Source organism: Mesorhizobium sp. WSM4815 (assembly GCF_055811575.1).
Map to the genome: position 1 here is coordinate 193719 of NZ_JBVVQS010000102.1, position 13004 is coordinate 206722.

General features: G+C 63.4%; 13 protein-coding genes. 4 read left to right on the top strand and 9 right to left on the bottom strand.

The features are described 5' to 3' along the window. Positions 1 to 12: 12 nt before the first annotated feature. The 3 genes from AC0L2B_RS29680 to AC0L2B_RS29690 are packed head-to-tail and all read right to left on the bottom strand — an operon-like array spanning position 13 to position 3877. On the bottom strand, positions 13 to 981 hold the full coding sequence (locus AC0L2B_RS29680; protein WP_473747921.1) for a substrate-binding domain-containing protein: 969 nt from the start codon (positions 979 to 981) through the stop codon (positions 13 to 15). Then, positions 978 to 2294 carry an ABC transporter permease gene (locus AC0L2B_RS29685; protein ID WP_473747923.1) on the bottom strand — a complete coding sequence of 439 codons (1317 nt, stop codon included), beginning with the start codon at positions 2292 to 2294 and terminating at the stop codon, positions 978 to 980. Before AC0L2B_RS29685 ends, AC0L2B_RS29680 begins: the two co-directional genes overlap by 4 nt. Then, a complete protein-coding gene (locus tag AC0L2B_RS29690; protein WP_473748260.1) occupies positions 2291 to 3877 on the bottom strand; it encodes a sugar ABC transporter ATP-binding protein in 1587 nt (528 codons plus the stop codon). Before AC0L2B_RS29690 ends, AC0L2B_RS29685 begins: the two co-directional genes overlap by 4 nt. Before the next feature lie 219 nt (positions 3878 to 4096). Between AC0L2B_RS29690 and AC0L2B_RS29695 the strand changes: the two genes are divergently transcribed. After that, positions 4097 to 5128 (top strand): LacI family DNA-binding transcriptional regulator, encoded by a 1032-nt coding sequence (locus AC0L2B_RS29695; protein ID WP_473747924.1) that lies wholly within the window; start codon positions 4097 to 4099, stop codon positions 5126 to 5128. A 25-nt stretch (positions 5129 to 5153) separates the two neighbouring features. Here AC0L2B_RS29695 and AC0L2B_RS29700 read toward each other — a convergent pair whose 3' ends face one another. The 3 genes from AC0L2B_RS29700 to AC0L2B_RS29710 form a co-directional block, all read right to left on the bottom strand. Continuing rightward, entirely contained in the window at positions 5154 to 6155 is a 1002-nt protein-coding gene (locus tag AC0L2B_RS29700; RefSeq protein WP_473747926.1) for an LLM class flavin-dependent oxidoreductase, read from the bottom strand. A 160-nt stretch (positions 6156 to 6315) separates the two neighbouring features. Then, a complete protein-coding gene (locus tag AC0L2B_RS29705; RefSeq protein WP_473747927.1) occupies positions 6316 to 7479 on the bottom strand; it encodes an AI-2E family transporter in 1164 nt (387 codons plus the stop codon). Between the two features lie 215 nt (positions 7480 to 7694). Further along, entirely contained in the window at positions 7695 to 8756 is a 1062-nt protein-coding gene (locus AC0L2B_RS29710; protein ID WP_473748261.1) for an LLM class flavin-dependent oxidoreductase, read from the bottom strand. A gap of 244 nt (positions 8757 to 9000) precedes the next feature. Here AC0L2B_RS29710 and AC0L2B_RS29715 point away from each other — a divergent pair, with 244 nt between their 5' ends. After that, positions 9001 to 9429 (top strand): DUF6481 family protein, encoded by a 429-nt coding sequence (locus tag AC0L2B_RS29715; RefSeq protein WP_023801556.1) that lies wholly within the window; start codon positions 9001 to 9003, stop codon positions 9427 to 9429. A gap of 85 nt (positions 9430 to 9514) precedes the next feature. Here AC0L2B_RS29715 and sugE read toward each other — a convergent pair whose 3' ends face one another. Both sugE and AC0L2B_RS29725 read right to left on the bottom strand, forming a co-directional pair. Next, a complete protein-coding gene (gene sugE, locus AC0L2B_RS29720; RefSeq protein ID WP_023801557.1) occupies positions 9515 to 9829 on the bottom strand; it encodes a quaternary ammonium compound efflux SMR transporter SugE in 315 nt (104 codons plus the stop codon). A gap of 179 nt (positions 9830 to 10008) precedes the next feature. Then, complete coding sequence (locus AC0L2B_RS29725; protein ID WP_023801558.1) at positions 10009 to 10134, bottom strand: hypothetical protein; 126 nt, start codon at positions 10132 to 10134, stop codon at positions 10009 to 10011. Between the two features lie 211 nt (positions 10135 to 10345). Here AC0L2B_RS29725 and AC0L2B_RS29730 point away from each other — a divergent pair, with 211 nt between their 5' ends. Then, positions 10346 to 11176, top strand: a complete 831-nt coding sequence (locus AC0L2B_RS29730) for a transglutaminase-like domain-containing protein (protein WP_473747928.1) — start codon at positions 10346 to 10348, stop codon at positions 11174 to 11176. Positions 11177 to 11278: 102 nt separating this feature from the next. After that, positions 11279 to 11683: a GFA family protein gene (locus AC0L2B_RS29735; protein WP_473747929.1), complete on the top strand. Its 405-nt coding sequence runs from the start codon at positions 11279 to 11281 to the stop codon at positions 11681 to 11683. 4 nt (positions 11684 to 11687) lie between these two features. Here the strand turns inward: AC0L2B_RS29735 and AC0L2B_RS29740 are convergent, their stop codons facing one another. After that, positions 11688 to 12947: a DNA recombination protein RmuC gene (locus AC0L2B_RS29740; protein WP_473748262.1), complete on the bottom strand. Its 1260-nt coding sequence runs from the start codon at positions 12945 to 12947 to the stop codon at positions 11688 to 11690. Positions 12948 to 13004: the final 57 nt, after the last annotated feature.

The window sequence follows — 13004 nt, forward strand, 5'->3', positions numbered from 1 at the left end:
CGGCGACACGCCTCAGAGCCCGTGCTCCTTCAGGATCTGGGCGGCATTTTCCTTGGTGATCTTCTGCGTCGGCAGCGTGATGGTCTTTTCGACCTTCTCGCCGTTCAGGAACTTGATCGCCTGCCGCAGCCCTTCGGCGCCCGGCGTCACATAGGTGAACGTCGCCGTCAGCTCACCATTGGCAACAAGCTGCACGCCTTCATTGGGCAGGCCGTCGATGCCGATGAACTTGATGTCCTTCTCGCGGCCGACATCCTTGGCGGCAAGATAGGCGCCGTAGGCCATCGGATCGTTGTGACCATAGACGAGGTCGATCTTCTCGTTGTTGCGCAGTGCCGTGGCCATGATGTTGTAGGCCTGGTCCTGCTTCCAGTCGCCCGACTGTTGGTCGAGCAAATATTTTATGCCCGGCTCCTTGTCGGTGAATTCATGGAAGCCGTCATGGCGGTCGTGTGCCGGCTGGGTGCCCATGCCGCCCCAGATCTCGACGACATTGCCAGCGGCCTTGCCCTTGCCGCCGAGCAATTCGACCGCGTATTCACCGGCAGCCCGCCCGATCAGCTTGTTGTCGCCGCCGACGAACTGCGTGTAGTCCTTGGTTTCGACGTTGCGGTCGAGGACGAAGACCGGGATCTTGGCGTCGATCGCCTGCTGCACGACGCCGGTCAACCCGGCGGATTCCTTCGGTGACACCAGCAGCGCGTCGACTTCCTGGCGGATCAGGTTCTCGACATCGGCGACCTGCTTTTCCGTCTTGTCCTCGCCGTCGGTGACGATCAGCTCGACTTCCGGATGCTTGGCGGCTTCGGCCAGGATGTCCTTGTTGAACTGGGCGCGCCACGGCTCGATGGTCGTCACCTGCGAGAAGCCGATCTTCCACTTCTTGTCCTGTGCGTAGGCGTTGCCGCTGGCCAAAAGCGCGGTCGTGGTCAGCAGTGCCGCGGTGACAGCGGCAAGCTTCAGCAATTCACGTCGTTTCATTTCTTGTTTCCTCCAAGATTTAGAGACGGGGTCTCTTTCGACGGCCGCTTTGCTGCGGTCGTTTCGTTGTGCGCCGCTTTTCCAAAGGGCAGGCGCAGATAGTAGAGAAGATCAACGGCATTGCGCTCCTGGACGAGCACGGTGCCGATGATGATCATCCCCTTCAGCACGAGCTGAAGGTTCGAATTGATGTTGTGCAATTGCAGGATGTTCGAGAGCAGCCCGAAGATCAGCACGCCGCAGAATGTGCCGATCAGGCTGCCGCGCCCGCCCATCAGGCTGGTGCCGCCGATGACCACGGCGGCGATGGCATCGAGCTCCAGCCCGGCGCCGGCATCCGGCTTGCCTTGCCTGTATTGCGCGACATAGAGCACCGCCGCCACGCCGGCCAGCAGCCCGGACACGGCGTAGGTGGCGATCTTGACGCGGCCGGCGGCGATGCCGGACAGCCGCGCCGCCTCTTCGTTGCCGCCGATGGCGTAGACATAGCGGCCGAACGGGGTGAAGCGCAGTACCGCGCCGTAGATCAGTATCGCTCCGAGGAAGAACAGGCCCGGCATCGGGATCACGCCGAACACCAGCGAGCGCAGCATCTCGAAATCGGCGGTGGCGTTCGATCCGGTGTAGACCGGCAGCACCGCATTGTTCTGGCCGGCGGTCAGCCGGGCGATGCCGAGCGCCGTCACCATCATCGCCAGCGTGACGATGAAAGGTTGCAGCCGCCCGGCAACGATGATGAAGCCGTTGAGCGCGCCGAACAGCAAGCCGACGCAAGGCGCCACCAGCAACACGCCGAGCACGCCGAATTTCGAGCCGACCTGCGGCAGCAGGAACCACAGCACCAGACTGCAGAGGATCACCCCGACAATGCCGGGCGTGACCAGCCCACGAACGCTGTCCAGCCTGACGGCGTGGGTGACCTGCGGGCCGGCGCGCGATTTTTCGATGTTCAGGAAGATGAAGCGGGTGACCAGGATGCCGAGGCAAAGGGCGACCACGGCAACTGTCGGCACCCCCAGCACCACCGCCGGCGTGACACCCGGAACCGTCAGCAGCATGGCGCAGACCACGGTGCAGATCGCCATCAGCGAGCCGACAGAAAGATCGATGCCGCCGGTGATGATCACCGCCGTCATGCCGGTGGCGATCAGGCCGGTGGTCGACACCTGGCGCAGCACATCGAGCAGATTGCCGTAGGACAGGAAGATGTTGTTGCCCTTGGAGCTGATCGGCGAGCCCAGCACGCCGATCAGGAAGATGGCGATCAGGCCCCAATAGAGCTTCGTCCGCGACAGGATGTTCAAGATGCTCATGCTGCGGGTCTCGCCATGGTCCGGCGCGGCGCCGCGAGCCGCATGATGGCCTCCTCGCTGGCTTGCGCGCGCGACAGGATCCCCGTCTGGCGACCATCGGCCATGACCAGGATGCGATCGGAAAGAAGCAGCAGCTCCGGCAATTCCGAGCTGATGACGGCGATGGCGAGCCCGTCTCGCGCCAGCTTGAAGATCAGGTCGTAGATCTCCCGCTTGGCGCCGACATCGATGCCGCGTGTCGGCTCGTCTAGCAGCAGCACCCGCGGCCGTGTCGCCAGCCACTTGCCGATGACGACCTTCTGCTGGTTGCCGCCGGACAGGGTGCCGGCCGGCTGCTCGATGGTCCCGCAGCGAATGCCGAGCGCCTTGACCGCCTGCCGCGCCAGGCCTTGCTCGGCGGCCCGAGAGCGAAGCCCGAACCGCGCCAGCGCGCCGACCAGCGGCAGCGCGACATTGTCGGTGATCGAGGCCTGAAGATGCAGGCCCTGCGTCTTGCGGTCCTCCGTCACCAGGGCGATGCCGAGCCGGCGGGCGTCGCGCGGCGAACGGATTTCCACCGGCTCGCCGTCGAGCCGGATTTCGCCGCCGGCGCGGCCGCCGCTGGAGCCGAAGATGGTCTCCAGGATTTCGGTGCGTCCCGAGCCGAGCAGTCCGCCTATCCCCAGAATTTCGCCTTCGGCAAGATCGAAGCCGACGCCGTCGAGCGCGGTGCGCCAGCCGTGGCGGTCTGGTTTCGACAGCGATAGGCCGCCTACGGAGAGAACGACCTTGCCGCTGGGATCACGCTCTTCCTGGGAAGAGGCAAGCAGGTTGCGCCCGACCATCGCCGATATAATGGTATCTTCGTCGAGCTTTGCCATCGCCTCGGTCAGCACGCGGCGTCCATCGCGAAACACGGTGACCCGGCTGGCCAGATGCATGACCTCGTCGATGCGGTGCGAGATGTAGACGATCGCCACGCCGTTGTCGGCGAGCTGGCGGATGATCCGGAACAGCCTCTGGCATTCGGCCGGCGAAAGCGCGGAGGTCGGCTCGTCCATGATCAGGATGCGCGCCGACATCGACAATGCCTTGGCGATCTCGACCAGCTGCTGCTCGCCGACACGCAGGCCGCCGACCCGCGCATCCGGGTTGAGCTCGATGCCGAGCCTCTGCAGCAGGGCGCCTGCGGCATGGCTGCTTGCCTTGCGGTCGACGATAAGTCCGGCGATCAGCTTCTCGCGCCCGAGGAAGATATTATCGGCAACGCTGAGTTCGGGAACGAGATTGAGCTCCTGGTGGATGATGGCGATGCCGGCATGCTCGGCGTCGCGCACCCCGGCGAAACGGACCGGATGGGCATCGACGTTCACCGTCCCGTCGTAATCCGTATAGATGCCGGAGAGGATTTTCATCAGCGTCGACTTGCCGGCGCCGTTTTCCCCCATCAGCGCATGGATCTCGCCGCGCCGCAGCTCGAAGCCGACATCGACAAGTGCGGCGATGCCACCGAAGGTCTTGGAGATGTGCTCGGCGCTCAGAACGACAGCCGAGCGGCCGGCGGCCGCATCATCTCCGGACGTGATGGAATTGCCATGCTCCATGACAAGAACGGCCTCCCTTCCGTCGTCGTCGAACATCTCAAACGCTAATCTAAACGTTTCGAACATGTCAAGTCGCTATCTGATGAGGTGGGATTGATGCATTTCAATTCTTGCGCAAATCTGCAAGATTCCGTAGATATTGCAGCTGGAGGGCGATGAAACGTTTCGAAAATGATGGCGTCAGGGCGAAAAAAGCAGCGAAAGTCCACGGCCCCGACCATGCTGCACGTGGCTGAAGCGGCGCGTGTTTCGGTTGCCACCGTCTCGGCGCTGATCAACGGCACCGCGACCGTCAGTCCCGAGCTCAGCCAGCGCATCGAACAGGCGATCCGCGACATCGGCTACAAACGCAACGCGATCGCCCGCAGCCTGAAGATGGGCACGACCCGCACCATCGGGCTGACCGTTCCCCACATCACCAATCCGTTCTTCACCGATGTCGTTTCGGTCATCCAGCAGACATTCGACCGCGCCGGCTATGCGGTCATGCTGTGCTGCACGGACGAGGACCTGAACACGCAGGACGACCAGATCAGGCTGCTGCTCGACCGAATGGTCGACGGACTGATCGTTGCGCGCGTCGGCGACGGCGCGATCCTGAAGAGAATTGTCGACGACGCCAACGTGCCGGTGGTGCTGCTCGACCGTGTTTGCGAAGGCGTCGATACCGACGCAGTCGTTCTCGACAACCAGCGCGCGGTGTTCGACGCCATCACCCATATGATCGATCTCGGCCACCGGCGGATCGGCTACATCTCCGGATCGTTCGACATCTCGCCCATGCATGACCGCATGACGGGATATCGCGAGGCGCTCCAGGCTGCCGGCCTGCCGGTCGAGAGCGAGCTTGTCCGCTTCGGCAATTTCCATGAAGTCGACGGCTACAACGCGACGATGCAGCTGCTTTCGCTGCACGACCGCCCGAGCGCGGTCTTCTCGGCCAACAATCCGATGGTGATCGGCACCATGAAGGCGATCCGCGATATCGGGCTGTCTTGCCCCGAGGACATTTCGGTTGCCTGCTTCGACGATTTTCCGTGGTCGGACGTGTTCCAGCCGCAACTGACCACGGTCGCACAACCGGTCAAGGCGATCGGTGAGCAGGCGGCCAATCTGCTGCTCGACCGCCTCGCCGGAAACAGGGACGCGCCGCCGCGCAAGCTGACGCTCAAGGGACGCCTGATGATCCGCAATTCATGCCGGCCACTGGGCGCGCCGCTGGGGGCGATCGCACAAAGCGTCAGCGCCTAACGCGCCTTCGCAGGCTCGCAAAAAGTCAGGCCGCTTCGGACAGCGATTTGTGGACGTCGGCCAGGATCTCGAAGGATCGCACCCGCGCTGCGTGGTCGAAAATCTGCGCGGTAACCATCAGCTCGTCGGCGCCGGTGCGCTGCACGAACGCTTCGATGCCTTGCCTGACCGTTTCCGGGGCGCCGACGACGGCGCAGGACAGCGCCTGGTCGAGCATGGTTTTGGCCATCGGGTCGAGGTCGCGCTCATATCCGTCGACCGGCGGCGGCAAGCGGCCGGGCCGGCCTGTGCGCAGATTGACGAAGGCCTGCTGCAGCGAGGTGAACAACGGCCGCGCCTCGGCGTCGGAGGGTGCAGCGAACACGTTGAGGCCGAGCATGACATAGGGCTTGTCGAGCTGTTTCGACGGCTGGAAGCGCGAGCGATAGATCTCCAGTGCGTGGTCGAGTTCGGCCGGCGCGAAATGCGAGGCGAAGGCGTAGGGCAGGCCGAGCATGGCGGCGAGCTGCGCACCATAGAGGCTCGAGCCCAGAATCCAGATCGGCACCTGCTCGCCCTCGCCGGGCACGGCGCGGATACGCTGACCGTCTTCGGCCGGCTGGAAATAGCCCATCAGCTCGACGACATCCTGCGGAAAACTGTCGGCGCCGGCCTCGAGGTTGCGGCGCAGCGCGCGCGCCGTGCCCATGTCGGTGCCCGGCGCCCGGCCGAGGCCGAGGTCGATGCGGCCCGGATGCAATGCGTTGAGCGTGCCGAACTGCTCGGCGATGACCAGCGGCGAATGGTTGGGCAGCATGATCCCGCCGGCTCCGACGCGTATCGTTGTGGTGCCGCCGGCGACATGGGCAATGACGACGGAGGTGGCGGCGCTGGCGATGCCCGGCATGTTGTGATGCTCGGCCAGCCAATAGCGCCTGTATCCCAGCCGCTCGGCATGGCGGGCGAGATCGAGCGAATTGGCGAGCGATTGCGAAGCGTTGCTGCCTTCGACGATCGGCGACAGGTCGAGAACGGAAAGAGCGGTCATGGCGGCGAGGATCCTGTGGACGGGAGGGATGTAGGAACCGACCGCGATGGCCGCAAATTCAAAAAATTGAACTGACGCCCATGAGTCCACCCAAGCAAAAAGGGGCGCTCTGGAATTTACAATCCACGGTTCCCTGCCGCAGCTTATCCCGCTTCTCGGATCATACGCCCGCAGCCGTGTCGGTTTCTGAAATCTCTTCGTCCTCAGCCGCCGTATGTTGCGCCGCCAGGAAATTGCCGACATGGCTGAGGCCGTCGAAATGGTCGCAGAACACCTTGATGACGACCAGCAGCGGCACCGCCATCAGCGCGCCGACGAGACCCCACAGCCAGGACCAGAAGGCAATGGCGATGAGGATCGCCACGGCATTGATCTCTAGGCGGCGGCCGACCACCGTCGGCGTCACGAATTGGCCTTCGACGGTATCGCACAACAGCACGAAGGCCGGCGCCAGCAGCGCGTAGGAGATGCTGTCGAAGCTGATCAGCGCGATGATCGTGACCAGCGTGATGGTAATCAGCGCCCCGATATAGGGCAGGAAATTGAGCAGAGCCGCTGCTGCGCCCCAGACCTGCGGGTTGGGCATGCCGAGTGCCCAGAGGCCGAGTCCGATGATCACGCCCAGGCATGTATTGATGACGGCGACGGTAAGCAGATAGTGCGAGATTTCACGCTCGACGTCATAGACGACGCGCAGTGCCCGCTTCTTTTCGCTGAGACTGGGGAAGGATTCGACGATCTTCTCATAAAACATCGTGCCGGAGGCGAGCAGGAACAGCGACAGGACGAAGACGATGATGAGGCTGGTGCCCGCCGACAGCAAATTGCCGGCGGCTTGCGAAAGGATGCCCGATTGCGCCATGGCTACCCTCTGGACGCCCGGCCCTTGGGAGGTCTGCGTCAGTCCCTCTATCTGCCGCGAAATCTCCATGATCCTTTCGAAAGGACGCCGCAGTTGCGCGAGACGTTCGGTCAGCTGCTGGCCAATCACCGAGGTGTTGTTGATGAGGTCGATGACCGGGCCGCTGAGCAGATAGCCGGCCACGGCAAGGATGCTGACCGACAGCAGCACCAGCAGTGTCGCCGATATCACATCGGGCATGCCGTGTTTGCGCAGGAAACGGACGATCGGCGTCAGCGTCAGCGCCAGCAGGAAAGCCAGGATGACCGGCATGAAGAAGGCACGCGCGAAGGAGAGCGCGTAGATCGCCATAAGGATGAAGATGCCGACTAGCAGCGAACGTATCAGGTGCATGTCCGCACGCGCCTCGACGCGCGGATCGGGGCTCTCGGCAGCGCCCGAAGCGGCGGGTTCGGCTTTCATTCTGGCCCTCGGCGGCACACTGCGATTGGTGTACGCTGTTGGCGGAAACGCCTTTGCGGCTTCAAGGTTCCGTTGGAGCGACGTGCGTCCACTCGGACGCTCAAAGTACGCTCTAACGCTTTGAATTTACCATCGGCGCGAAAATCGATTCCGATTTTCGGGCCGATGGTATAGCCGGCGCTGACGATGACCTTAGGCGCTACCTGGCCGGCGAGTCAGGCGGCCGGCGCGGCAACGGCGGGGATCGCCTTCGCCGTTTCCTTGCGCACGATCGGTGCCACCTTGGTGCCGTAGAGTTCGATCGCCTTCATGATCTTGGCGTGCGCCATGGTGCCGATCGCTATTTGCAGCAGGAAGCGGTCGTTGCCGAATATCCTGTGCTGGGCAACGATCTTTTCGGCCACCTGTTCGGGGTTGCCGACGAACAGCGCGCCGTTCGGGCCGCGCGACTGGTCGAAATGTGCTCTCGACGTCGGACCCCAGCCGCGCTCGCGGCCGATGCGGTTCATCACCTCGGCCTGCGGCCCATAAAAATCGTCGGCCGCCTGGTCGGTGGTCGCGGCAATGAAGCCGTGCACGTTGAGGCTGGTGGCCAGACCAGCCGGATCGTTGCCGGCCCGCTTGGCCGCTTCCCTGTAAATATCGAACAGCGGCGCGAACCGCGCCGGCTCGCCGCCGATGATGGCCAACGCCAGCGGCAGGCCGAGCGCACCGGCCCGCGCGGCGGATTGCGGCGTGCCGCCGATCGCGATCCAGATCGGCAATCTGTCCTGGAACGGGCGGGGGTAGACGCCGCGATCGTTGATCGGAGCGCGCAGCCTGCCCGACCAACTCACCTTGACATGGTCGCGGACGGCAAGCAGCAGATCGAGCTTTTCGGCAAAGAGCTCGTCATAGTCTTCGAGATTGTAGCCGAACAGTGGAAAGGATTCGATGAACGAGCCGCGCCCAGCCATGATCTCGGCCCGGCCGCTGGATAGAAGGTCGAGCGTTGCAAACTGCTGGAAGACACGGACCGGATCGTCGGAGGATAGCACAGTGACCGCGCTGGTCAGCTTTATGCGCCGGGTGCGTTCGGCGGCTGCGGCCAGGGCTACGATCGGCGCTGAAGCCGCATAATCGGGACGGTGATGCTCGCCCAACCCAAACACGTCGAGGCCGACCTGGTCGGCCAGCTCGATCTCCTCGATCAGGTTGCGCAGCCGCTCATGCGCACCGATGGCGCCTGGGCCTGATTCCGGGCTGACGTCGGCGAAGGTGTAGAGACCGAGTTCCATCATCTGTCATCCTGGTGTTTTGTTCTGGTGTTTTGTTTTTCGCGCTACAGGTAGCGACCAGTCCGCCGCGCCGCCAGAGGGTCGGATGGTGAACAGTGCATGTCCGTTTCAGCCGAATTCAGCCGAAAAGGCGTCTCCCGGCTGCAACAGCTCAGAATTTCATGGCTGGCATACCGTTTTGGCGCTTGAACTCTGGGTTTTCACGCGTATGTAAGCCTCGCAAATTGACTCCAGGGAAGTGGACTTGGCTATCTATAGGGAAAAAGACGTTTTCGAGCGGCGCAATGCCGCAAACGAGGCAAAGAAGGCGCTTCTCGAGCGCTTCAAGGCAAAGCCGGCAGCGGACGATCCAGCGGTGCTGGCACGACAGGCCGAACGCAAGGCGATCCTCGAAGCCCGTGCGATACGCGAGGCCGAAAAGGCCAGGCTGAAGCAGGAGAAGCTGGCGCGCGAAGCGGCCGAAAAGGCCGAGCGCGAAGCTGCTGCCGAAGCCGCGCGGATTGCTGCGGAAGAAGCGGCGCAGGCGGAAGCTAAGATCCGGGAAGCCGAAGAGAACGAGCGCATCGCTCGTTTGCTTGCCGACGAGGCCGAGCGCAAAGCCAAGCGCGACGCGCGCTATGCGGCGCGCAAGCAGCGCACCGGCAGGACGCCTCCGGGCTTTTCCGCTCGCTAGCGCTCCAAGCGCGATTCACCAATCAAATTCAGGGCCGCCTTGCAGCGGCCCTGAAGGCGTTGGTGCTGCTGCCTTGCAGCAAGAACTAGGTCGCGAGTTTCAATCCCATGATGCCGCAGACGATGAGTGCGATGCAGGCCAGCCTGATCGCGGTCGCAGGCTCACCGAGCAGCCAGATGCCAAGCAGCGCCGTGCCGACGGTGCCGATGCCGGTCCACACCGCGTAAGCCGTGCCGACCGGCAGCGTCTTCAGCGCCAGTCCGAGCAAGGCGAGACTGACGACCATCGAGGCAACCGTCAGGACGGTCGGAAGCGGCTTCGAAAAACCATCAGTGTATTTGAGGCCGATCGCCCAGCCGATCTCGAACAGGCCAGCGAAGAAGAGAAGAATCCACGACATCGGAACGCTCCATTGGACTGCGGGTCGTCCCGGTCTTTTCGGAAAGCGCGAAGTCGTCTTCGCGGCATTGATTTAGAAATGCCCAATCAACAGCAGCGCCGACAGCACTTCAGGACCAGTCGCTGAATGTCGATGGTCCTGGAATGCCGTCGGTCATGACTGCGCCGAAACGCCGAGGCTTACTTGTCCTTGAGTTTGGTCGCCTTGACGGGCGGCGCTTTCAGGGTCGGGGCAGCGGCAGGTTTCTTCGCGTCCTTCTTCGGCTTGCGGGCTTCCTTGCCCGCCTTCATCGCACCTTTAGCCATGATTCGTTTCCTCCAATTGTGGCAAGCGAAATGAACCAAGAGAAACGCCCGACCGCAAGAGGCATAATCTGGCGCCGGCGCCAGCCGTCGGCTGTCAACCGTTTCTAATTCGCTCGTAAACCGCGCTGGTCCGTGCGATGATCTTTTTTGCACTGCAGCAACGGCCCGTGCCTTCGCCGGGTGGTGATCCGGCAGGACGGTCAGGACGACAATGCGAATCCATATCGGCTGCGAGATGAGCTTCGACTTTCCGCAGGAAACGCCGCTGATCGCGATGCTCAACGTTCACTATTCCCGCGCGTCCGATCTCGAGCGGCCGGATTTCCTGACTTCGAATCCACCGGTGCCGATCGAGAGCTACCGCGACAGTTTCGGCAATTGGTGCAACCGCCTTGTCGCCCCGCCCGGTCGCTTCACCTTCGGCACGGACGCGGTGATCCGCGATCCCGGAAGTTTTGAGATGGGCGATCTGGTGGCGTGGCAGCACGAGGTGCGCGACCTGCCGTCGGAGACGCTGCTGTTCCTGCTGCCGAGCCGCTATTGCGAGAGCGACGTGCTGGCGAACGAGGCGTGGCGGCTGTTCGGCGACTCACCGCTCGGTATTCCACGCGTGCAGGCGGTCTGCGATTTCGTCCACAACCACATCATCTTCAACTACGGCAACGCGCGGCCGACGCGCACGGCAGCAGAGGCCTATCGTGAGCAAAGCGGCGTCTGCCGCGACTTTGCCCATCTCGCAGTCGCCTTCTGCCGCGCCTTGAACATCCCGACGCGCTATTGCACCGGCTATATCAGCGACATCGGTTTGCCGAAACCGTGGTCGGACATGGACTTCGCCGCCTGGATGGAGGTCTACCTCGGCGGTCGCTGGCATGCCTTCGATCCGCGCAACAATGCGCCGCGCATCGGCCGCATCCTGATCGCCTCCGGCCGCGACGCGGCCGATGTGCCGCTGACCCATATCTTCGGGCCGGGTATGCTGGCCGGTTTCAAGGTCTGGACGGAAGAAGTCATCGAAGAGGCGTCGACGCAGCAGCCTTGAACCTGCGGATGGTTTGCCGCGTTGTGAATGCCTGTGTGGAGCTTCGGCCGGTGCGCCGTTAAGCTCCAACGCGTCGAGGCGCGGCTGAAGGGAGGAGCGAAGATGAAAATCGACGGCGGGTGCCATTGCGGCGCCATCACTTACGAGGCGGAGGTCGATCCGAACAAGACCAGTATTTGTCACTGCATCGATTGCCAGCAGCTGACCGGAACAGCGTTTCGGGTGACCGTGCCGGCGCCGGAGGAGCGCTACCGGATCACCAAGGGCACGCCGAAGATCTACATCAAGACCGCAGCGAGCGGCGCCAGGCGCGCCCAGGCCTTTTGCGGCGAGTGCGGTACGCACCTCTATGCCACGTCGGTTGGCGACGGGCCGAAAGTCTATGGCATCAGGGTCGGCACGGCGCGGCAGCGCGAACAACTGATCCCGAGAAAACAGATCTGGCACCGCTCGGCGCTGCCTTGGCTGCCGGAGTTCGAAGGCACAATGATCGTCGAGGAGCAGTAGCCTCTCAGTCGTCGCCTTCGACCACCCTTAGCCTCAATTGGCCGGTCTTGGAGTCGGCGACGCGCGCACCCGCTTCGGTCTTCGCGCTGGCCGCCGATCCGGCGTCGCCTTCCGCCGGCTGCGCGCCGAACTCCAGCGCCTCGATCTTCCGGCCGCGCTTGGTCACCTTCGACGTCGAGACGAGAATATCGTCGATATCCTTGGCCGACTGGCCGAAATGGCTCTGCAGCTTGCGCACCCGCTCGTCGAGGCGCGAGACATCCTCCATCAGCCGGATGACTTCGCCCTGGATCAAATGCGCCTGCTCGCGCATGCGGGCGTCCTTGAGAATCGCCTGGATGACCTGAATCGACAGCATCAGCAGCGACGGCGAGACGATGACGATGCGGGCGCGGTGCGCCTTGTGGACAATCCCCTCGAAATTCTCGTGGATCTCGGCGAATACCGATTCCGACGGCACGAACATGAAGGCGGTGTCCTGCGTCTCGCCCTGGATCAGGTATTTGTCGGAAATATCGCGGACATGCACCTCGATATCACGCCGAAACGCTTGTGCGGCGATCTTCTGCAAATCGACGCCTTCGGCGGCACGGATGGCATTCCAGGCTTCCAGCGGAAACTTGGCGTCGATGGCGAGTGCGGGCGCCCCGTTCGGCATCTTCACCAGGCAGTCGGGCCGGCTGCCGTTCGACAGGGTCGCCTGGAATTCATAGGCGCCGTGCGGCAGGCCGTCGGCGACGATCGCCTCCATGCGCGACTGGCCGAAGGCGCCGCGCGTCTGTTTGTTGGAGAGGATTGCCTGAAGTTGCACGACCTGGCTGGCGAGCGACTGGATGTTGCCTTGCGCTGTATCGATGACCGCCAGCCGCTCCTGCAGTTTGGCGAGGCTTTCATGCGTCGATTTCGTCTGCTCGGTCATGGTCTGGCCGAGACGGCCGGTCATCGCGTCGAGACGCTGGCCGATCGACTGCGTGAGTTCGGCCTGCCGCGCCCCGAACACTTCGGCGATGGCGCCCATGCGGCCCTGCATCTCGGCCTGGCTTGCCAGGATGCCGGCCATCCGCGCCTCGGCGTCGCGGGCGTGGTCGGCGGCTTCCGCGGCAGCCACCGCACGCGCCTTGGCCGAGCGCCAGAGCGCGACGACGAGCGCCACGAACAGGCCCAGGAACAGGACCGCGCCGAATGCCAGCGCGTGGCCGAGCATGATCGTGGTGGCGCCGAACCGGGCGATCGGTTCGGACAGGATGGTGGTCAGGTCGTTCATATCGGACAGCATAGATGATTCGGCCTGACGACACAGATCAAAACGTGAACGCCGCTG

Bases quoted from the DNA above. Each gene is read 5' to 3' on its own strand.
- AC0L2B_RS29680 (WP_473747921.1), bottom strand. From the start codon at position 981: ATGAAACGACGTGAATTGCTGAAGCTTGCCGCTGTCACCGCGGCACTG.
- AC0L2B_RS29685 (WP_473747923.1), bottom strand. From the start codon at position 2,294: ATGAGCATCTTGAACATCCTGTCGCGGACGAAGCTCTATTGGGGCCTG.
- AC0L2B_RS29690 (WP_473748260.1), bottom strand. From the start codon at position 3,877: ATGGAGCATGGCAATTCCATCACGTCCGGAGATGATGCGGCCGCCGGC.
- AC0L2B_RS29695 (WP_473747924.1), top strand. From the start codon at position 4,097: ATGCTGCACGTGGCTGAAGCGGCGCGTGTTTCGGTTGCCACCGTCTCG.
- AC0L2B_RS29700 (WP_473747926.1), bottom strand. From the start codon at position 6,155: ATGACCGCTCTTTCCGTTCTCGACCTGTCGCCGATCGTCGAAGGCAGC.
- AC0L2B_RS29705 (WP_473747927.1), bottom strand. From the start codon at position 7,479: ATGAAAGCCGAACCCGCCGCTTCGGGCGCTGCCGAGAGCCCCGATCCG.
- AC0L2B_RS29710 (WP_473748261.1), bottom strand. From the start codon at position 8,756: ATGGAACTCGGTCTCTACACCTTCGCCGACGTCAGCCCGGAATCAGGC.
- sugE (WP_023801557.1), bottom strand. From the start codon at position 9,829: ATGTCGTGGATTCTTCTCTTCTTCGCTGGCCTGTTCGAGATCGGCTGG.
- AC0L2B_RS29725 (WP_023801558.1), bottom strand. From the start codon at position 10,134: ATGGCTAAAGGTGCGATGAAGGCGGGCAAGGAAGCCCGCAAGCCGAAG.
- AC0L2B_RS29730 (WP_473747928.1), top strand. From the start codon at position 10,346: ATGCGAATCCATATCGGCTGCGAGATGAGCTTCGACTTTCCGCAGGAA.
- AC0L2B_RS29735 (WP_473747929.1), top strand. From the start codon at position 11,279: ATGAAAATCGACGGCGGGTGCCATTGCGGCGCCATCACTTACGAGGCG.
- AC0L2B_RS29740 (WP_473748262.1), bottom strand. From the start codon at position 12,947: ATGAACGACCTGACCACCATCCTGTCCGAACCGATCGCCCGGTTCGGC.